Raw genomic sequence first — 17,635 nt, forward strand, 5'->3', positions numbered from 1 at the left:
CAATTATTCACGAAACAGTGCTTCAATGCTGAGGCCCTGCGCCTGCAGGATTTCACGCAGACGGCGTAAACCTTCAACCTGAATCTGGCGTACACGCTCGCGGGTTAAGCCGATTTCACGACCCACATCCTCAAGTGTTGCCGCTTCATAGCCCAACAGGCCGAAACGACGTGCCAGCACTTCACGCTGCTTGGCGTTCAGTTCGAACAGCCATTTAACGATGCTTTGTTTCATATCATCGTCCTGCGTGGTGTCTTCCGGGCCGTTGTCTTTCTCATCGGCCAGAATATCCAGCAGCGCTTTTTCAGAATCACCGCCTAATGGCGTATCAACCGAGGTAATGCGTTCGTTGAGACGTAACATGCGGCTTACGTCATCAACCGGTTTATCAAGCTGCTCTGCGATCTCTTCCGCACTCGGCTCATGGTCGAGCTTGTGGGAAAGTTCACGCGCAGTACGCAGATAAACATTCAGTTCTTTCACAATGTGAATCGGCAGACGGATGGTACGGGTTTGATTCATGATCGCCCGTTCAATAGTCTGACGAATCCACCAGGTGGCGTACGTTGAGAAACGGAACCCGCGCTCCGGGTCAAATTTCTCTACGGCGCGAATCAGGCCGAGGTTACCTTCTTCAATCAGGTCCAGCAGAGCTAAACCACGATTGCTGTAACGACGAGCGATTTTCACCACCAGGCGTAAGTTACTTTCGATCATACGGCGACGGGAAGGGATATCACCCCGCAATGCACGGCGAGCGAAGAAGACTTCTTCCTCTGCCGTTAACAACGGAGAATAGCCAATCTCCCCGAGATAGAGCTGCGTCGCATCTAACACACGTTGCGTCGCACCCTGTGATAGCAACTCTTCTTCCGCTACGTCGCTATCACTGGCTTCATTTTCAACGAGTGCCTTCTCGTCAAAAATTTCAGCTCCGTTCTCATCGAATTCCGCGTTCTCATGTAACTCGTTTACTTTCAGCGTATTCTGGCTCATAAGCGGCTCCTACCCGTGATTCCAGGGCAGAACATAAACCTGTTTTGTTCTGCCGGATTATCGCTGCGGTAAATAACGCAACGGGTTTACGGATTTCCCCTTGTAACGAATTTCAAAGTGTAATCTGACTGAACTGGTTCCGGTGCTACCCATGGTAGCGATCTTTTGCCCCGCCTTAACTTCCTGTTGTTCCCGGACCAGCATTGTATCGTTGTGGGCGTAGGCGCTCAGGTAATCATCGTTGTGTTTAATGATGATTAAATTACCGTAACCCCGGAGTGCGTTACCTGCGTAAACCACTCGTCCTGAAGCAGTGGCGACCACAGATTGTCCGCGCGTCCCGGCGATATCAATACCTTTATTGCCACCTTCGGCGGCAGAGAAGTTATCGATGATCTTCCCGTCAGTCGGCCAGCGCCAGCTTCCGACCGGCGTTGAACTGTTGGTTGTACTGCTAACCGTTGGGGGTGCGGTAACGACTGGAGCTGTTGTCGTTGCAACATTTGCTCCATTCGAAGGCAACATTTTGCTGCCACCCGAATTACCTGAATCATCAGAATACGTAATAACAGGTTGCTGTGCAACAGCAGGCGATTTAATTTGTGGCGCCGCCGGAACGCCGCCCTGCGTTGCATCAGCAACGGTAATGGGATTGCCGCCAGTAATCGGCTGACCCGACCCATTGCCAATCTGCAAAGTTTGTCCGACATTCAGGCCATATGGCGCCGGAACATTGTTGCGCTGGGCTAAATCACGGAAATCGTTGCCGGTAATCCAGGCGATGTAAAACAATGTGTCGCCACGCTTAACGGTATAAGTTTCACCGGAGTAGCTACCCTTAGGAATGTTCTGATAACTGCGATTGTAAACAATCCGGCCATTCTGCGTCTCAACATTGCTGTTGGTACTAATCATTCCACCACTAGCGGGGGCAGATGCTGAATTTTTGCTTAACATTTGTCCCTGGGCTGGCGTGGCAGGAACGCCGCCTGAACTCATGTCTGCTCCAGACTGGTTAGTGTTCATGCCACCATTGTCGCCAACGCGACTGATGGGTGCCTGTGAGTTGTCGCTGGAGCTACAGCCTGCCAGCCAAAAACCTACCAGTGAAAGCGCCGCCAGACGGCGTAACTGAAAAAGTGTGCTTCCCGTGCTCATTAATCCCCCGTGATGGCAACTCTGATCTATCTGTTTCACTGTATCTGCCAGCAGGATACTCTGCGCGGCGCGATAAAATCTGCGTTTTCGATGAATAAACTGGATAGTAACAACATCAGGTACGTGGTGCTATGAAACAGTTGTGAAGAAATACGAAGAGGGTCAGGCCAGATCGCCCTGCACCAGCGGGACAAAACGCACTGGTTCGATGGTCTCTTCCATCACCTCTTCGCCCTGACGACGCAGGCGCTTCAGTACCTGCTGATCTTCACCAACCGGCAGCACCATGATGCCGCCTTCTGCCAGTTGTGCTATCAGCGCAATCGGAATTTCAGGCGGTGCAGCCGTGACGATGATGGCATCGAAGGGGCCACGTGAAGGCCAGCCCTGCCAGCCATCACCATGACGGGTTGAGACATTATGCAGATCCAGCTGTTTCAGACGGCGCTTGGCCTGCCACTGCAGCCCTTTAATGCGTTCCACTGAATAAACATGGTCCACCAGATGGGCAAGAATCGCCGTCTGATAACCTGAACCCGTACCAATCTCCAGCACACGCGAATGCGGATTAAGTCCGAGCAGCGCGGTCATCCGCGCGACCATGTAGGGCTGTGATATCGTCTGACCGGAGCCGATGGGCAAGGCAACATTGTCCCAGGCTTTATGCTCGAACGCTTCGTCGATAAAACGTTCGCGCGGCACCTCACTGATGGCTTTCAGCAGGTTTTCATCATCGATGCCCTGCTGACGCAGTTGTGACAGCAACGTCTCAATACGCCGATTCACCATGCCAGGTTCACCTCAGCTTTAGCCAGCCAGTCACTGAGCACGTTCTGCGCGCTGTGCGCCGTTAAATCGACATGCAGTGCCGTGACAGAGACGTAGCCCTGATCCACGGCGGCGAAGTCCGTATCCGGGCCCGCATCCAGTTTTTCGCCTGGCGGACCAATCCAGTAGAGTGTATTGCCACGCGGATCCTGCTGCGCAATCACCTGATCCGCCGGATGGCGACTGCCACAGCGCGTCACGCGGATGCCTTTGAGTTCTGACAACGGCAGATCGGGAACGTTGATGTTGAGAATGCGGCCGGTGCGCAGCGGTTCATGCGTCAGCGCCCTGAGCAGAGCGCAGGTCACGGCCGCTGCGGTGGCGTAGTGCTGATGGCCGTTGAGCGAAACCGCGATAGCCGGCAAGCCAAGATGTCGCCCTTCCATCGCTGCCGCCACCGTGCCGGAGTAGATCACATCATCGCCCAGATTGGGGCCGGCATTGATGCCCGACACCACAATGTCGGGACGCGGCTGCATCAGCGCATTCACCCCCAGATAGACGCAGTCGGTCGGCGTCCCCATCTGGACGGCGATATCACCGTTTTCATGGGTGAAGGTGCGCAGAGGCGTTTCCAGCGTTAATGAGTTCGAGGCACCGCTTCGGTTACGATCGGGGGCAACAACCTGCACGTCAGCAATCTGCCGCAGGGCTTTCGCCAGAGTCTGAATGCCTGGCGCATGAATGCCGTCATCGTTACTGAGCAATATCCGCATTTCGTTCTGACCTTTTTTTATTCGACTGGTCGCCGTGACGGAACCTGTTTTAACGGCATGGCAACAGGTGAGGAATGGACGGCGATTTTTGCATTCTAGCGAGGCGCGCAAGGAAGTGGTAGGCGTAAATCACACGACGGTGGGGGTTTGCCGCAACATTACCCACACTGCGGGTCAGGTTGCGGCGAAGATTACTCATCAATCTGATCGGGCGAGTCCGCGTGGGTCAGCAGCTCCCGGACCACGCTGGTGGCAAAGCTGCCCGCTGGCAGCCAGAATGCCAGTTCCAGCGTGACATCATCCCACCAGCTCCACTGCATATCGCGCGGCACCATCAACATAGCACGGCGTGCAGCATCGACCTTTTCACGTTCAATCAGTCCCAGCAGCAGCGTCTCATCAGCCAGCGCCTGCTGTTCAAAGGCCAGCGCGTCAGCCTGCGGGCCAGGCTCGCCCCGTCCCGGCAGCGGCGCGGTGATGCGCAGCTCATGCTGCTCAACCCGGCGCTGTGACTCTGCCAGTTCATCAGGCTGGGCGACAAACCAGCTGCCTCGTCCGGTCAGCTGCAACGCATCGCCGTTGAGCACCTGAGTCAGCCCACCCTGCTGTTGCAGACGCGCACTGGTCACCTGATTAAACAGCGCACTGCGCGCGGCAGAGAGCATCAGGCTGCGCTTGTTGCGGTCGCGAATAATGATCTCATTGCGCGCCCACTTTTCTGCCATCACGAGGTTATTGCCGCCGCGACCAAAACGCTGTTCACCAAAATAGTTCGGCACGCCCGCATCGCGAATCTGCGCCAGACGCATTTCAACCGCATCACGGTCACTGATCTGGCGGATGATCAGCCGGAACGCGTTCCCCGCCAGTGCGCCGATGCGCAGCTTACGTTTGTGGCGCACCGCCTGCAGAATCTCGACCCCTTCCAGCTCAAAACCGCGCAGATCGGGCATCGCATTACCCGGCAGGCGAAAACAGAGAGTCTGTTCCGTCACCGCATGGCGATCTTTCATTCCGGCATAACTCATGTCGCGCTGATGAATACCGAGATACTTCGCCAGTGCCTCAGCCACAAAGCGGGTATTGGCCCCCACTTTACGGATACGCACCAGCAGGTGCTCACCTTCACCATCCGCGCCATAACCGAGATCCTCAACCACCACGAAATCTTCCGGATTGGCTTTGATCACGCCGGAGGCCACGGGTGTGCCGTGCAGGTAATTCAGCATCATTGGCTGTCAGCTTTCAGGACTAACGCCACCGCTTCACAGGCGATGCCTTCGCCGCGCCCGGTAAAGCCCAGCTTTTCGGTGGTGGTCGCTTTGACGTTGACCGCATCCATATGGCAGCCCAGATCTTCTGCAATATTGATCCGCATCTGTGGCACGTGCGGCAGCATTTTCGGTGCCTGAGCAATAATCGTGACGTCGACATTACCGATGCGATAGCCTTTGGCTTCGATACGGCGCCAGGCCTCACGCAGCAGGCCGCGGCTGTCCGCCCCTTTAAAGGCCGGATCGGTGTCAGGAAACAGCTTGCCGATATCGCCCATCGCCACTGCGCCCAGCAGCGCGTCAGTCAGCGCATGCAGTGCCACATCGCCATCCGAATGGGCGATAAAACCCTGCTCAAACGGGATCCGCACACCGCCAATCACTAACGGACCCTCTCCGCCAAAGGCGTGAACGTCAAAACCGTGACCGATACGCATCATGCGCTCTCCTTTAATTGAATCTGACTCAGATAAAAAGCCGCCAGCGCCAGATCTTCTGGCCGGGTGACTTTGATGTTATCACTGCGTCCGCTGACTAACAGCGGGTGGTAGCCGCAATACTCCAGCGCCGAGGCTTCATCGGTGATGGTCGCGCCTTCTGCCAGCGCCCGCGTCAGGCAGGCGGTGAGCAGCGCATGAGGGAAAAATTGCGGCGTTAAGGCGTGCCAGAGATCGTCGCGCTCTACGGTATGGGCCACCGCGGCTTTGCCCGGCTCGCCCCGTTTCATGGTGTCACGCACTGGCGCGGCCAGAATCCCGCCAACGTGGCTCTGTTCACGCACGTTGAGCAGTTGCTGGAGATCGTCGGGATGCAGACAGGGACGCGCGGCATCATGGACCAGCACCCAGGCGGAACCCTGTGCGGCCTGCAATCCGGCCAGCACCGATTCGGCGCGGGTCTCTCCGCCTGTCACCCTGAGCACGCGCGGATCGCGTGCCAGCGGCAGTGAAGCGAAGTGCTGGTCATCAGGACTGAGGGCGACAATCACCTGTTTGATAGCGGGATGGGAAAACAGACGCGCAATGCTGTGTTCCAGAAGGGTGTGCTGACCAATCGTCAGATACTGCTTCGGACAGGTTGCCTGCATGCGGCTGCCGATCCCGGCAGCGGGCACCACGGCAATCACATCCGCAAGGGAGGCCAGAGTGTTCATGTTTTATCGTTGTTGGTTAAGCGCTGCTTGTTGCGCGTTGCGTTTGTTCTGGTCAGGCACCAGACGATAGAAAGTCTCACCGGGCTTAATCATGCCCAGTTCATTGCGTGCACGCTCCTCGATCGCTTCCGAGCCGCCATTGAGATCGTCAATTTCGGCAAACAGCTGATCGTTTCGCGATTTCAGTTTGGCATTGTTTGCCTGTTGCACCGCGACATCATCATTGACGCGCGTATAGTCATGGATGCCATTTTTCCCCAGCCACAACGAATATTGCAGCCAGCCAAGCAGCACCAATAACAGTAACGTCAGTTTTCCCATCCCGCCCCCTAAAAACGGCCCAATCATCCCATAACTTTGCACAGGACTCCACACCAGCGGAGAAAATGGCGCGCTTTGCTGCGCGTCTGCGCAAAATATGAATCAGTACCGATTCAGACGGGAAAAGATTTGTAACCTGCCGATGCGTTTGCACATCAGCGCGGGCGCACTGAGGGCTTACCAGCCAGAGAGAAAAGAGAACATTAACCAGAAGAGCGTGACCACCATGATCACCGTGGCGAGCGCGGCCCACAGCCACTGTCCACTCAGCAGCGTATTCAGCGCGATACCCGTGACCACCGCAACCGGCAGCAGCGCCAGAAAGAATGGCCAGGTATAAAGAAAGAAGAACAGCGTGTTAGAGCCGAACAGCAGGAAAGGAATCGCCAGCGCGCACCAGTAAGCGAGAAAGCCGATAACGCCGCCCGGCAGCAATGAGCGCGGCTCATCCGGGGAGGAGTCATCTTTTCGGGCGAGCATTGGGGTAATGTTCTGCATAGGCATCCTGTTGGCGCGAGGGCGGCAAATCAGAAACGATTTGCCGCTGTCTCTTCAGGATTTGATGATATCGCGGTCACGCAGCAGGTCTAACAATTGGGCGGCCAGTTTTGTAACCAATTGTTCGCCATCCAGCTGGATTTCCGGGCTATCGGGCGCCTCATAGACGCTGTCGATGCCGGTAAAATTACGCAGTTCACCGGCGCGCGCTTTGCGATACAACCCTTTCGGATCACGCGCTTCACACACGGCTAACGGCGTATCGACAAATACCTCGATAAACTGTCCCGGCTCCAGCAGATCGCGCACCATCTGACGCTCGGCACGATGCGGCGAAATAAAGGCAGTGAGCACCACGAGTCCGGCATCCACCATCAGTTTCGCCACTTCACCGACGCGACGGATATTCTCTTTACGGTCATCATCGCTGAAACCGAGGTCACGACAGAGGCCGTGACGCACATTGTCACCATCCAGCAGATAGGTGCTGACGCCGATGCGGTGCAGCGCCTGCTCCAGCGCACCGGCAACGGTGGATTTCCCCGAGCCCGAAAGGCCGGTGAACCACAGCACCACGCCCTGATGGCCATGCTGCTGTTCGCGTGAGGCGCGTGTCACCGGATGATCATGCCACACCACGTTATCGTCGTGCTGCGCCATTACTGACCGCCCAGCAGGTCGCGCGCATTCCAGTGTGGGAAGTGGCGGCGCACCAGCGCATTCAGTTCCAGCTCAAACGCGCTGAACTCACCGGTATTAACCGGGGCATCATGGTTTGGCTGATGGATCATGCCGGCACCCACGGTGACGTTGCTCAGGCGATCGATAAAGATCATGCCGCCGGTTACCGGGTTCTGCTGATAGCTGTCGAGCACCATCGGTTCGTCAAAGGTGATCTCAATGCGACCGATACCGTTCAGCGGCAGCGTATCGACCTGACGCGTCTCCAGCGAGTTGATCTCGACCTGATGCAGCACCTTCTCTACCCGGCCACGGGTTTTCTTACCGGCGATTTTCAGGTCATAACTCTGACCGGCCTGCAGCGGCTGTTCTGCCATCCAGACCACGTCAACGCTGGCAGACTGAACCGCTGCCAGCTCTTCACTGGCATCCACCAGCAGATCGCCACGGCTGATATCAATCTCATCCTGCAGCACCAGGGTAATCGCTTCGCCTGCACCCGCTTCCTGCAGATCGCCATCGAAGGTCACAATGCGGGCAATGGTCGACTCCACGCCAGAAGGCAGCACTTTAACGCGCTGGCCTACCTGCACGCTGCCCGACGCCAGGGTGCCGGCATAGCCACGAAAATCGAGGTTCGGACGGTTGACATACTGCACCGGGAAACGCATCGGCTGATGATCGACGACGCGCTTCAGCTCCACGGTCTCCAGCACATCCAGCAGCGTCGGGCCGCTATACCACGGCATGGTCTGACTGGCAGAGGCGACGTTATCCCCTTCCAGCGCCGACATCGGCACAAAGCGGATATCGAGGTCTTCCGGCAGCTGCGCAGCAAAGTCGAGGTAATCCTGTTTGATCTGCTCGAAGCGCTCCTGGTTGTACTCCACCAGATCCATCTTATTGATTGCCACCACCAGGTGTTTGATCCCCAGCAGCGTCGAGATAAAGCTGTGGCGGCGGGTCTGATCCAGTACGCCTTTACGCGCATCGATCAGCAGGATCGCCAGATCGCAGGTTGACGCGCCGGTCGCCATGTTACGGGTGTACTGCTCATGTCCCGGCGTGTCGGCGATAATAAATTTACGCTTTTCGGTCGAGAAGTAGCGGTAGGCCACATCAATGGTAATGCCCTGCTCACGCTCAGCCTGCAGACCATCCACCAGCAGCGCCAGATCGAGCTTCTCGCCCTGGGTGCCGTGACGTTTACTGTCGTTGTGCAGCGATGAGAGCTGATCTTCATAGATCTGACGGGTGTCGTGTAGCAGACGCCCAATCAGGGTACTTTTTCCGTCGTCAACGCTGCCGCAGGTCAGAAAACGCAGCAGGCTCTTGTGTTGTTGCGTGGTCAGCCAGGCTTCAACGCCGCCCTGGTCGGCAATCTGTTGTGCAATTACGGTATTCATCTGGCGTCTCCTTAGAAATAACCCTGACGTTTTTTCAGTTCCATCGAACCGGACTGATCGCGATCGATCATGCGGCCCTGACGCTCGCTGGTGGTGGAAACCAGCATCTCTTCGATGATCTCCGGCAGCGTCTGCGCTTCAGACTCTACCGCGCCGGTCAGCGGCCAGCAGCCGAGCGTACGGAAACGGACCATCCGTTCGGTGATCTCTTCACCCGGCTGCAGGTTGATGCGATCGTCATCGATCATCATCAGCATGCCATCACGCTCCAGCACCGGACGCGGTGCGGCGAGATAGAGCGGCACGATCTCGATGTTTTCCAGGAAGATGTACTGCCAGATATCCAGTTCGGTCCAGTTCGACAGCGGGAAGACGCGGATGCTTTCACCCTTGTTGATCTGACCGTTGTAGTTGTGCCACAGCTCAGGGCGCTGGTTTTTCGGATCCCAGCGATGGAAGCGGTCACGGAATGAGTAGATACGCTCTTTGGCGCGTGACTTCTCTTCATCACGACGTGCGCCGCCAAAGGCTGCATCAAAACCATATTTGTTCAGCGCCTGCTTCAGCCCTTCGGTTTTCATGATGTCAGTGTGTTTGGCACTGCCGTGAACAAAGGGGTTGATGCCCATCGCCACGCCTTCCGGGTTGCGGTGAACCAGCAACTCTGCGCCCATCGCTTTCACGGTGCGGTCGCGAAATTCGTACATTTCACGGAATTTCCAGCCGGTATCCACATGCAGCAACGGGAACGGCAACGTGCCTGGGTAGAAGGCTTTACGCGCCAGATGGAGCATGACCGAGGAGTCTTTGCCGATGGAGTACATCATCACCGGATTGCTAAACTCCGCCGCCACTTCGCGAATGATGTGGATACTCTCCGCCTCCAGCTGACGCAGATGAGTGAGTCGTTTTTGGTCCATGATTTTCCCTCAAGCCAGATTGACAACGGCGGACTCGCGAGCCCCCTGCTGTGCTGAATGTTTAAACCAGGCGAGTTGCCCGTGCAGATTAACCACCTCTCCGATCACCAGCAGCGCCGGAGTGGGTGCCGAGGCGGCCAGCGCCTCAAGTTGTTCTAAGGTGCCGGTCAGCACCTGTTGATCCTGACGGGTGCCGCGACTGATCACCGCCACCGGCGTTGATGGCGCGCGACCGTGCTGAATCAGCGCCTCGCTGATGGCAGCGGCTTTAACGGTTCCCATGTAGATCGCCAGCGTCTGACGCGCACGCGCCAGCGAAGGCCAGTCAATGTCATCCCCATCGGGACGGCAGTGACCGGTAATAAACATCACGCTCTGCGCGTAGTCGCGGTGGGTCAGCGGAATACCGGCATAGGCCGTCGCACCGGCTGCCGCGGTGACGCCCGGCACCACCTGGAACGGCACACCCGCCTGCTGAGCCGCCTGCAGCTCTTCGCCGCCGCGGCCAAAGATAAAGGGATCGCCGCCCTTGAGGCGCACGACGCGCTTGCCTTTCAGCGCCAGTGAAACCAGCATCTGATTGATCTCTTCCTGCGGCAACGTGTGGGCGCTGGCCCGTTTGCCGACGCAGATGCGATCGGCATCGCGGCGCACCAGATCCAGCACCTCTTCGCTGACCAGATGGTCGTAAAGCACCACATCGGCTAACTGCATCACCTGCAGGCCACGCAGCGTCAGCAGACCGCTGTCGCCCGGCCCGGCACCCACCAGAAAGATCTCACCCTGACGGGTCGGCTCTTCCAGCAGTTCGCGGTCCAGCGTGCGTTTCGCCTCTTCGACGTTACCGGCAGACATCTCACTGGCGAACCGGCCGTCGAAAGCGCGTTCCCAGAAGCGCCGACGGTCAGACATGCGGCTGAAGCGCTGTTTGACTTTATCGCGCCAGAGTCCGGCCACTTCAGCCATCTGACCCAGACTGGCAGGCAGCAGCGTTTCGATTTTTTCGCGCAGCATGCGTGCCAGCACCGGTGCGGTGCCGCTGGAGGAGATCGCCACCACCAGCGGTGAGCGGTCAACAATCGAGGGGAAGATAAAGGTGCATTTTGGCTGGTCATCCACCACGTTAACCAGCTTATGCCGCGCATTGGCGGCTTCAAACACCTGACTGTTGAGATGGTTGTCGTCGGTGGCGGCAATCACCAGGAAAACGCCATCCAGCTGGGCCGGGTCAAATTCGGTCGCCAGCCACTCCAGCTCCTGCTTATCCAGCAGTGCCTGCAGTTCAGGGCAGAGTTCACGAGATGCGATCAGAACGCGCGCGCGTGCACGGCGCAGCAGTTCAATTTTTCGCGCCGCAATATCTCCCCCGCCGACAACCAGAACCGGGCGGCCAGAAAGATCGGCAAAAAGAGGCAAATAGTCCACGTTAACCCTGATGTTTTAACTTTGTATTAACGCGACTATACGTCGCTGGGTTTATCCAGATGAAATTACGAATTGGAATGAGTAGTTACCGAATGGAATAACGACGCCGCAAAGCACAGAACAATTTGGTCTTAACAGATGAAATTTAATGGCTTTTTCGTGAACAGGCTCACATATTGAAAGCCACACCTGCGGCAGCAAAAGCAGATAAGTTCCAGCGATAATGGTCCGTTACGCCTTTCGGTAGTGACAGCGCCCGATTCCACTAACAAAGTCACGGGACAAAAAGGATATAATGCGCGCGGCATGGCTGGCCCTGGCCCCCATGCGGAACGGCTCCCGAATAATGAAAAAGGATGCACTATGTTTTATTCCCTCCGCTTGAGGGTAGCGACAATTTTATTTGGCGCACTCATTTCTCCGCTGGCTCTGGCCACTCCGCCTGGCCAGTTTGCCGAACAGCAGGTCCGGCACATCGCCACCTTGTTTCCTGGCCGGATGAGCGGCAGCCCGGCTGAGCTGATGGCAGCCGACTACCTGCAACAGCAATTTACCGCGCTGGGGTATAAGACCAATACCCGCCAGTTCAGGACCGGCTATAAGTGGCAGGAAGAGGACGGCACGCAGCGCTGGCATAAGCTCACGGCAACCTCGGTGATTGCCGCGCGTGCAGGCAGCGTGCCGCAGGAGATTCTGATCGTGGCACATCTGGATACCTGGACGCCGCAAAATAGCAGCCAGGCCCAGCACAACCTGGGCGGCTTACGCCTGCAGGGCGTCGATGATAATGCATCGGGTCTTGGCGTGATGCTGGAGCTGGCGCAGCAGCTGAGCCGCAAACCGCTGCACTACGGCATACGCTTTGTGGCGCTGAGCGCCGGAGAGGCAGATCTGCACGGCATGGATGATTATGTTGAGCGGATGAGCACGCGTGAGAAGAAGAATACCCTGCTGGTCATCGATCTGAATAGCCTGATCACCGGCGATCATCTCTATTTTAACAGCGGCATGAATACACCCCGGGCGGTGCGCAAGCAGACCAGCGAACGAGCCCTGTTACTGGCACGCCAGCAGGGCATTCCCGCCGCCAGTCATCAGCTGAACCGTAAAGACTTTGACGCTCTTAATGCCTTCGACAAGGCGGGCTTTCCGCTGCTGGATGTGACCGCCAGCAACTGGACGCTGGGTAATAAAGATGGTGCGCTGCAGCGTCATCGTAGTCCCCACTTTCCTGATGGCGTTACCCGCCATCAGACTGACCTGGATAATCTGAGCTATCTCGACCGCTGGCTGCCGGGGCAGATAACCTTGCGAACCCGCGACAGCGTTCGCGTGCTGCTGCCGCTGCTCAGTGAACTGACCAATCCCAAAGTGTAAGGATCTGACATGTACGTGGTCTTTCTGAATTACGTTCGTCCGGTAGAAGAAGTTGAAGCGCTGCTGGCAGCCCATATCGAATGGCTGGATCGCTATTTTGACGCGGGCTTTTTTATTGCAGCGGGACGTAAAGATCCGCGCACGGGCGGCATGTTACTGGTCAGGGAGATGGAACGAGAAGAGCTGGATGCAATTTTAGCGGAAGATCCGTTTGTCACGGTGGCAGAGTATGAGGTGACGAAAGTGAATGTGACCCGTGCAGCAGAGGCGTTTGCCGCATTAAAAGGCGCTTAGCTTTCCGCCTGACTGCAGCCAAAAACTTCTCTCCCTGTGTGCGGGGAGAGAAGTCCTGCGTCAGCCTTCGTGCAGACCACACTCGCGCTTGAGGCCGAAGAAGCGCGTCTCTTCTTCTGCCATACCCGGCTCCCACTTGCGGGTGGTATGGGTATCGCCCACCGAGAGATAGCCTTCATCCCACAGCGGATGGTACTTCAGCTTATGCTGCTCCAGATACTGATGAATCTGGCGGTTATCCCAGTCGATAATCGGCAGCAGCTTAAAGACGCCACGCTGGACGCCTAGCACCGGCAGATTCGCCCGGCTGCCCGACTGGTCGCGGCGCAATCCGGCAAACCAGGTCTGTGCGCCCAGGGTTTCAATGGCGCGATTCATCGGCTCAACTTTGTTGATCTCGTTATATTTCTCAATCCCCTCGACGCCCTGCTCCCACAGTTTGCCGTAGCGCGCTTCCTGCCAGGCCGGAGAGGTTTCGGCGCGGAACACTTTAAGGTTGAGATTGAGCTGGTCCGCCAGCTCATCAATAAAACGATAGGTCTCCGGGAACAGATAGCCGGTGTCGGTCAGGATCACCGGAATATCGGGCTGCTGACGCGTCACCAGATGCAGCGACACCGCGGCCTGAATACCGAAACTGGAGGAGAGCACGTAGGCACCCGGCAGATTCTCCAGTGCCCAGCTGACCCGCTCTTCCGCAGATGACTTCTCCAGCTGCGCATTGGTCGCGGCCAGCGCCATAGCACGCTGGACTTTGGACATCTCATTCAGTGCTGCGAGGTCGGGGTGACTCATTTTGCTTCCTCCCAAAAGTCGCGTGCCGGGTCCAGCACCGGCGCAACAATGCCCGCGCGGATGGTGAAGTCACCAAAGCCTTCCGCGGCCTGGCGCTCAGTGGCCCAGCGTCCCACCAGCTCATCAATGGTGGCGAGAATTTCGCTTTCGTTAATGTTTTCACGGTACATGCGGGGAATACGCGTTCCGCTGCGGTTTCCACCCAGATGCAGGTTGTAGCGACCTGGCGCTTTACCCACCAGACCCAGCTCAGCCAGCATGGCACGGCCACAGCCGTTGGGACAACCGGTAACGCGTAACACTATGTGCTCATCACCAACGCCATGCGCATGCATGATCCCTTCCACTTTGGTCACAAAGGCAGGCAGGAAGCGCTCGGCTTCTGCCATCGCCAGCGGACAGGTCGGGAACGCCACGCAGGCCATCGAGTTTTCGCGCTGTGCCGTAACGTGATCCATCAGACCATGTTCGCGCGCGATTGCTTCGATCTGCGCTTTTTCGCTTTCCGGCACGCCCGCCACAATCAGGTTCTGGTTAGCGGTCAGGCGGAAATCGCCCTGATGGATTTTCGCAATTTCAGCGATGCCGCTTTTCAGCGGTCGGCCCGGATAGTCGAGCAGGCGACCATTTTCGATAAACAGCGTCAGGTGCCATTTGTTGTCGATGCCTTTAATCCAGCCAATGCGATCGCCACGGGTGGTGAACTCATAAGGACGGATCGGCTCAAACGTCACGCCTGCCCGTTTTTCAACTTCGGCTTTAAAGGTCTCGACGCCAACGCGTTCCAGCGTGTACTTGGTTTTGGCGTTTTTACGGTCGGTACGGTTACCCCAGTCGCGCTGCGTCGTGACCACCGCCTCGGCAACGTCGAGGATCTTCTCCACCGGGAAATAGCCAAACTCGCTGGCGGTGCGCGCATAGGTCGCTTTGTTACCGTGCTCAATCGACAGCCCGCCACCCACCAGCAGGTTAAAGCCCACCAGCTTGCCGTGCTCGGCGACAGCGACAAAGTTCAGATCGTTGGCGTGCAGATCCACGTCGTTATGCGGCGGGATCACCACGGTGGTTTTGAATTTACGCGGCAGATACGTTTCACCGAGGATCGGCTCTTCGTCGGTGGTGGCGACTTTTTCTTTATCCCACCAGATCTCCGCATAGGCACGGGTACGTGGCAGCAGATGCTCAGAGAGTTTCTTCGCCCACTCATACGCTTCCTGATGCAGTTCCGACTCAACCGGGTTCGACGTACAGAGCACGTTACGGTTAACGTCGTTGGCGGTCGCCAGCGCATCCAGCCCCACCTCATGCAGCATCTGATGCGTCGGCTTGACGTTCTTCTTCAGAATGCCGTGAAACTGGAAGGTCTGACGGTTAGTCAGACGGATGCTGCCATAGATGGTTTTGTCGGTGGCAAATTTGTCGATGGCCAGCCACTGGGTCGGCGTAATGATGCCGCCCGGCAACCGGCAACGCAGCATCATGGCGTGGCGTGGCTCCAGCTTCTGCTCCGCACGTTCGGCACGAATATCGCGATCGTCCTGCTGGTACATGCCGTGAAAACGGATCAGCAGGAAGTTGTCGCCGGTAAAGCCGCCGGTCAGACCCTCTTCCAGATCTTCTTTAATGGTGCCGCGCAGATAGTTGCTCTGCTTCTTCAGACGCTCAGCGTCTGCTAATTTGCCTTCTACAACCAGCGGTCCAGGGTGTTTATCGCTCATTAGTAAACGTCTCGCTGATAACGGCGCTCAATGCGCAGCTCACTTAAAAATTCGTCGGCCGTTTCACGATCCATTCCGCCGTGTTCGACCACCACATCCAGCAATGCCTGCTCGACGTCTTTTGCCATACGATTCGCGTCACCACAGACATAAAGATGCGCGCCCTCTTCAATCCAGCGCCACACTTCGGCCCCTTTCGCGCGGATCTTATCCTGTACGTAAATCTTCTCTGCCTGATCGCGTGACCAGGCGAGGTCGATATGGGTCAGCAGACCATCCTTCACATATTTCTGCCACTCCACCTGATAGAGGAAGTCGTCGGTGAAATGCGGATTACCAAAGAATAGCCAGTTTTTGCCGCTGGCACCGTCGTTGTCGCGCTGCTGCATAAAGGCGCGGAACGGCGCGATGCCGGTGCCCGGACCAATCATGATCACTGGCGCATCCGGATTAGCCGGCAGGCGGAAGTTGTCGTTGTGTTCGATGAAGACCCGGACTTCGCCCTCTTCTTCGATGCGATCGGCCAGCCAGGTCGATGCACCGCCGCCACGCTGGCGACCTTCAATATCAAAGCGAACGGCACCAACGGTAATATGCACTTCGGTATCGGTTTCAGCCTGCGAAGAGGCGATAGAGTAGAGTCGCGGCGTCAGCGGTCGCAGCAGCCCGGTCAGCTGTTCAGCGCTGAGTTCGGACGGTGCCAGGCGCACCATATCTACAATCGGATAGTGCTGCGCATAGTGCTGCAGCCTGGCTTTATCATCCACCAGTGAGAGCAACTCCGCGTTGCGTGACAGCTGGGCATACTGCGCCACGATCTGTGCGGTGTTAACCGTCAGCTCGAAATGCTTCTGCAGCGCCTCCGCCAGCGGCAGGGTTTTCCCCTGAACCTCTACCGGCTCATCGCCTTTCAGCCAGACCAGCTCCAGCAGTTCGCTGACCAGCGCCGCGTCGTTCTGATACCAGACGCCCAGCGCATCGCCAGGCTGGTAGCGCAGACCGGAATCGCCCAGATCGATTTCGATATGGCGCACATCTTTATCTGAGTCCCGTCCGGTAATTTTCTGATTCACCGCCAGACTCGCGCTGAGCGGCGACTCTTTAGTATAGGGACTGGTGGTGACTTCGTTGACGCTGCCGGCTGCTGTCGCCGCAGCCTGCGCCGGGGATTCAGTGGGAACGCGCTGTTTGAGGATCTCAGTCAGCGCACTGCGCCAGGCGGCGGCCTGCTCCGCATACTCAACATCCGCATCAACGCGATCCAGCAGACGCTCGCCGCCCAGCTCCGCCAGTCGGCTGTCAAAATCTTTACCCGCCTGACTGAAGAATTCATAAGAGGTGTCGCCCAGGCCGAACACTGCGAAGGCGGCACCCTCCATTTTCGGTGCCTTTTTCGACATCAGGAATTTATGCAGCGCCACCGCCTCTTCTGGCGGTTCGCCTTCGCCCTGGGTGGAGGTTACAACCACCAGCATTTTTTCCTGGCCAATCTGTTTGAACTTGTAATCACCGGCATTCACCAGGTTTACGTTCAGCTTTGCGGCCAGCAGGTCATCACGCAACTGCTCAGCCAGACGACGTGCGTTGCCGGTCTGGGAGGCAGAAAGCAGCGTAATGGCGGGCGCTTCGGCCGGAGCCGGAGCAGATGCAGTGCTGGCGACGGCGCTACCCGGGGTCTGTTCCACCCTGCCCCAGAAATAGCCTGACAGCCACGCCAGTTGAGTCGGGGAATAATCTGTCGTCGCCGCCTGTAAGCGAGCGAGTTGTTCCGGGGAGAGCGGAAGCATTGAACCAGGTGCCTGAGTCGTCATCGCGTTAAAAATTCCAGTATCAGAAGTCCGGACCGTAAAATGGCGGAAGAGTGCGTAGGTTACCGGTCCGTATATTAACGATTAAATACACCTTCGACATATCAAATAACCAAAATGACTAAATGGTTTTCCAGGTAGGAATAATCGTTAAAAGTGGTAAGCAAAGCGGTGATATATCAGTTAATTAGCTGGACACCACTGTATAAACGCGCAGGAAAAGTATCGGTTTGTGCGGTTCGGGTGCGAAAAAAGCGGTAATCAGGT

18 protein-coding genes are annotated in these 17,635 nt (G+C 57.0%); 2 read left to right on the forward strand and 16 right to left on the reverse strand.

Going from position 1 to position 17,635, the window contains the following annotated elements:
- Positions 1 to 3 precede the first annotated feature (3 nt).
- From rpoS to cysG, 13 genes are all read right to left on the reverse strand, one after another.
- A complete protein-coding gene (gene rpoS / locus HFD87_RS21200; protein ID WP_003849090.1) occupies positions 4 to 996 on the reverse strand; it encodes an RNA polymerase sigma factor RpoS in 993 nt (330 codons plus the stop codon).
- Between the two features lie 57 nt (positions 997 to 1,053).
- On the reverse strand, positions 1,054 to 2,154 hold the full coding sequence (gene nlpD, locus HFD87_RS21205; RefSeq protein ID WP_010248535.1) for a murein hydrolase activator NlpD: 1,101 nt from the start codon (positions 2,152 to 2,154) through the stop codon (positions 1,054 to 1,056).
- A gap of 162 nt (positions 2,155 to 2,316) precedes the next feature.
- Positions 2,317 to 2,943 carry a protein-L-isoaspartate(D-aspartate) O-methyltransferase gene (locus tag HFD87_RS21210; protein ID WP_010248537.1) on the reverse strand — a complete coding sequence of 209 codons (627 nt, stop codon included), beginning with the start codon at positions 2,941 to 2,943 and terminating at the stop codon, positions 2,317 to 2,319.
- On the reverse strand, positions 2,937 to 3,698 hold the full coding sequence (gene surE, locus HFD87_RS21215) for a 5'/3'-nucleotidase SurE (RefSeq protein ID WP_003849099.1): 762 nt from the start codon (positions 3,696 to 3,698) through the stop codon (positions 2,937 to 2,939). Before surE ends, HFD87_RS21210 begins: the two co-directional genes overlap by 7 nt.
- A gap of 191 nt (positions 3,699 to 3,889) precedes the next feature.
- Complete coding sequence (gene truD / locus HFD87_RS21220; protein WP_122889666.1) at positions 3,890 to 4,930, reverse strand: tRNA pseudouridine(13) synthase TruD; 1,041 nt, start codon at positions 4,928 to 4,930, stop codon at positions 3,890 to 3,892.
- Entirely contained in the window at positions 4,927 to 5,409 is a 483-nt protein-coding gene (gene ispF / locus HFD87_RS21225; RefSeq protein WP_010248541.1) for a 2-C-methyl-D-erythritol 2,4-cyclodiphosphate synthase, read from the reverse strand. Before ispF ends, truD begins: the two co-directional genes overlap by 4 nt.
- Entirely contained in the window at positions 5,409 to 6,125 is a 717-nt protein-coding gene (gene ispD / locus HFD87_RS21230) for a 2-C-methyl-D-erythritol 4-phosphate cytidylyltransferase (RefSeq protein WP_010248543.1), read from the reverse strand. Before ispD ends, ispF begins: the two co-directional genes overlap by 1 nt.
- 3 nt (positions 6,126 to 6,128) lie before the next feature.
- Positions 6,129 to 6,446: a cell division protein FtsB gene (gene ftsB / locus HFD87_RS21235; protein ID WP_010248545.1), complete on the reverse strand. Its 318-nt coding sequence runs from the start codon at positions 6,444 to 6,446 to the stop codon at positions 6,129 to 6,131.
- 177 nt (positions 6,447 to 6,623) lie between these two features.
- Positions 6,624 to 6,944, reverse strand: coding sequence for a DUF3561 family protein (locus HFD87_RS21240; protein WP_010248547.1), 321 nt, complete (start codon positions 6,942 to 6,944; stop codon positions 6,624 to 6,626).
- 54 nt (positions 6,945 to 6,998) lie between these two features.
- The gene (gene cysC / locus HFD87_RS21245; protein WP_010672130.1) at positions 6,999 to 7,604 is read right to left on the reverse strand and encodes an adenylyl-sulfate kinase; all 606 of its coding nucleotides are present in this window, start codon (positions 7,602 to 7,604) and stop codon (positions 6,999 to 7,001) included.
- The gene (cysN, locus tag HFD87_RS21250; RefSeq protein WP_010248552.1) at positions 7,604 to 9,031 is read right to left on the reverse strand and encodes a sulfate adenylyltransferase subunit CysN; all 1,428 of its coding nucleotides are present in this window, start codon (positions 9,029 to 9,031) and stop codon (positions 7,604 to 7,606) included. Before cysN ends, cysC begins: the two co-directional genes overlap by 1 nt.
- An 11-nt stretch (positions 9,032 to 9,042) precedes the next feature.
- Positions 9,043 to 9,951: a sulfate adenylyltransferase subunit CysD gene (gene cysD, locus HFD87_RS21255; protein ID WP_010248554.1), complete on the reverse strand. Its 909-nt coding sequence runs from the start codon at positions 9,949 to 9,951 to the stop codon at positions 9,043 to 9,045.
- A gap of 9 nt (positions 9,952 to 9,960) precedes the next feature.
- Positions 9,961 to 11,376: a siroheme synthase CysG gene (gene cysG / locus HFD87_RS21260; protein ID WP_033758695.1), complete on the reverse strand. Its 1,416-nt coding sequence runs from the start codon at positions 11,374 to 11,376 to the stop codon at positions 9,961 to 9,963.
- A 363-nt stretch (positions 11,377 to 11,739) separates the two neighbouring features.
- Between cysG and HFD87_RS21265 the strand changes: the two genes are divergently transcribed.
- Complete coding sequence (locus tag HFD87_RS21265) at positions 11,740 to 12,753, forward strand: aminopeptidase (RefSeq protein ID WP_010672132.1); 1,014 nt, start codon at positions 11,740 to 11,742, stop codon at positions 12,751 to 12,753.
- Between the two features lie 9 nt (positions 12,754 to 12,762).
- Positions 12,763 to 13,047, forward strand: a complete 285-nt coding sequence (locus HFD87_RS21270; RefSeq protein WP_167423912.1) for a YciI family protein — start codon at positions 12,763 to 12,765, stop codon at positions 13,045 to 13,047.
- Between the two features lie 60 nt (positions 13,048 to 13,107).
- Here HFD87_RS21270 and HFD87_RS21275 read toward each other — a convergent pair whose 3' ends face one another.
- Genes HFD87_RS21275 through cysJ form a run of 3 tightly spaced genes read right to left on the reverse strand, consistent with a single transcriptional unit; the run spans position 13,108 to position 17,371 of the window.
- A complete protein-coding gene (locus tag HFD87_RS21275; RefSeq protein ID WP_010248562.1) occupies positions 13,108 to 13,842 on the reverse strand; it encodes a phosphoadenylyl-sulfate reductase in 735 nt (244 codons plus the stop codon).
- Entirely contained in the window at positions 13,839 to 15,560 is a 1,722-nt protein-coding gene (gene cysI, locus HFD87_RS21280; RefSeq protein WP_022623798.1) for an assimilatory sulfite reductase (NADPH) hemoprotein subunit, read from the reverse strand. The genes HFD87_RS21275 and cysI overlap by 4 nt, the downstream gene beginning before the upstream one ends.
- Positions 15,560 to 17,371: an NADPH-dependent assimilatory sulfite reductase flavoprotein subunit gene (gene cysJ / locus HFD87_RS21285; RefSeq protein WP_167423913.1), complete on the reverse strand. Its 1,812-nt coding sequence runs from the start codon at positions 17,369 to 17,371 to the stop codon at positions 15,560 to 15,562. The genes cysI and cysJ overlap by 1 nt, the downstream gene beginning before the upstream one ends.
- Positions 17,372 to 17,635: the final 264 nt, after the last annotated feature.

The organism is Pantoea sp. EKM21T (genome assembly GCF_011800405.1).
In the GTDB taxonomy this organism is placed as follows: domain Bacteria; phylum Pseudomonadota; class Gammaproteobacteria; order Enterobacterales; family Enterobacteriaceae; genus Pantoea; species Pantoea agglomerans.

What these genes read in the sequence shown, in the direction of transcription:
- cysN (WP_010248552.1), bottom strand. Translation starts at nt 9,031, where the DNA reads ATGAATACCGTAATTGCACAACAGATTGCCGACCAGGGCGGCGTTGAA.
- ispF (WP_010248541.1), bottom strand. Translation starts at nt 5,409, where the DNA reads ATGCGTATCGGTCACGGTTTTGACGTTCACGCCTTTGGCGGAGAGGGT.
- ftsB (WP_010248545.1), bottom strand. Translation starts at nt 6,446, where the DNA reads ATGGGAAAACTGACGTTACTGTTATTGGTGCTGCTTGGCTGGCTGCAA.
- cysC (WP_010672130.1), bottom strand. Translation starts at nt 7,604, where the DNA reads ATGGCGCAGCACGACGATAACGTGGTGTGGCATGATCATCCGGTGACA.
- HFD87_RS21210 (WP_010248537.1), bottom strand. Translation starts at nt 2,943, where the DNA reads ATGGTGAATCGGCGTATTGAGACGTTGCTGTCACAACTGCGTCAGCAG.
- surE (WP_003849099.1), bottom strand. Translation starts at nt 3,698, where the DNA reads ATGCGGATATTGCTCAGTAACGATGACGGCATTCATGCGCCAGGCATT.
- HFD87_RS21275 (WP_010248562.1), bottom strand. Translation starts at nt 13,842, where the DNA reads ATGAGTCACCCCGACCTCGCAGCACTGAATGAGATGTCCAAAGTCCAG.
- nlpD (WP_010248535.1), bottom strand. Translation starts at nt 2,154, where the DNA reads ATGAGCACGGGAAGCACACTTTTTCAGTTACGCCGTCTGGCGGCGCTT.
- HFD87_RS21265 (WP_010672132.1), top strand. Translation starts at nt 11,740, where the DNA reads ATGTTTTATTCCCTCCGCTTGAGGGTAGCGACAATTTTATTTGGCGCA.
- ispD (WP_010248543.1), bottom strand. Translation starts at nt 6,125, where the DNA reads ATGAACACTCTGGCCTCCCTTGCGGATGTGATTGCCGTGGTGCCCGCT.
- HFD87_RS21270 (WP_167423912.1), top strand. Translation starts at nt 12,763, where the DNA reads ATGTACGTGGTCTTTCTGAATTACGTTCGTCCGGTAGAAGAAGTTGAA.
- cysI (WP_022623798.1), bottom strand. Translation starts at nt 15,560, where the DNA reads ATGAGCGATAAACACCCTGGACCGCTGGTTGTAGAAGGCAAATTAGCA.
- cysJ (WP_167423913.1), bottom strand. Translation starts at nt 17,371, where the DNA reads ATGACGACTCAGGCACCTGGTTCAATGCTTCCGCTCTCCCCGGAACAA.
- truD (WP_122889666.1), bottom strand. Translation starts at nt 4,930, where the DNA reads ATGATGCTGAATTACCTGCACGGCACACCCGTGGCCTCCGGCGTGATC.
- HFD87_RS21240 (WP_010248547.1), bottom strand. Translation starts at nt 6,944, where the DNA reads ATGCAGAACATTACCCCAATGCTCGCCCGAAAAGATGACTCCTCCCCG.
- rpoS (WP_003849090.1), bottom strand. Translation starts at nt 996, where the DNA reads ATGAGCCAGAATACGCTGAAAGTAAACGAGTTACATGAGAACGCGGAA.
- cysD (WP_010248554.1), bottom strand. Translation starts at nt 9,951, where the DNA reads ATGGACCAAAAACGACTCACTCATCTGCGTCAGCTGGAGGCGGAGAGT.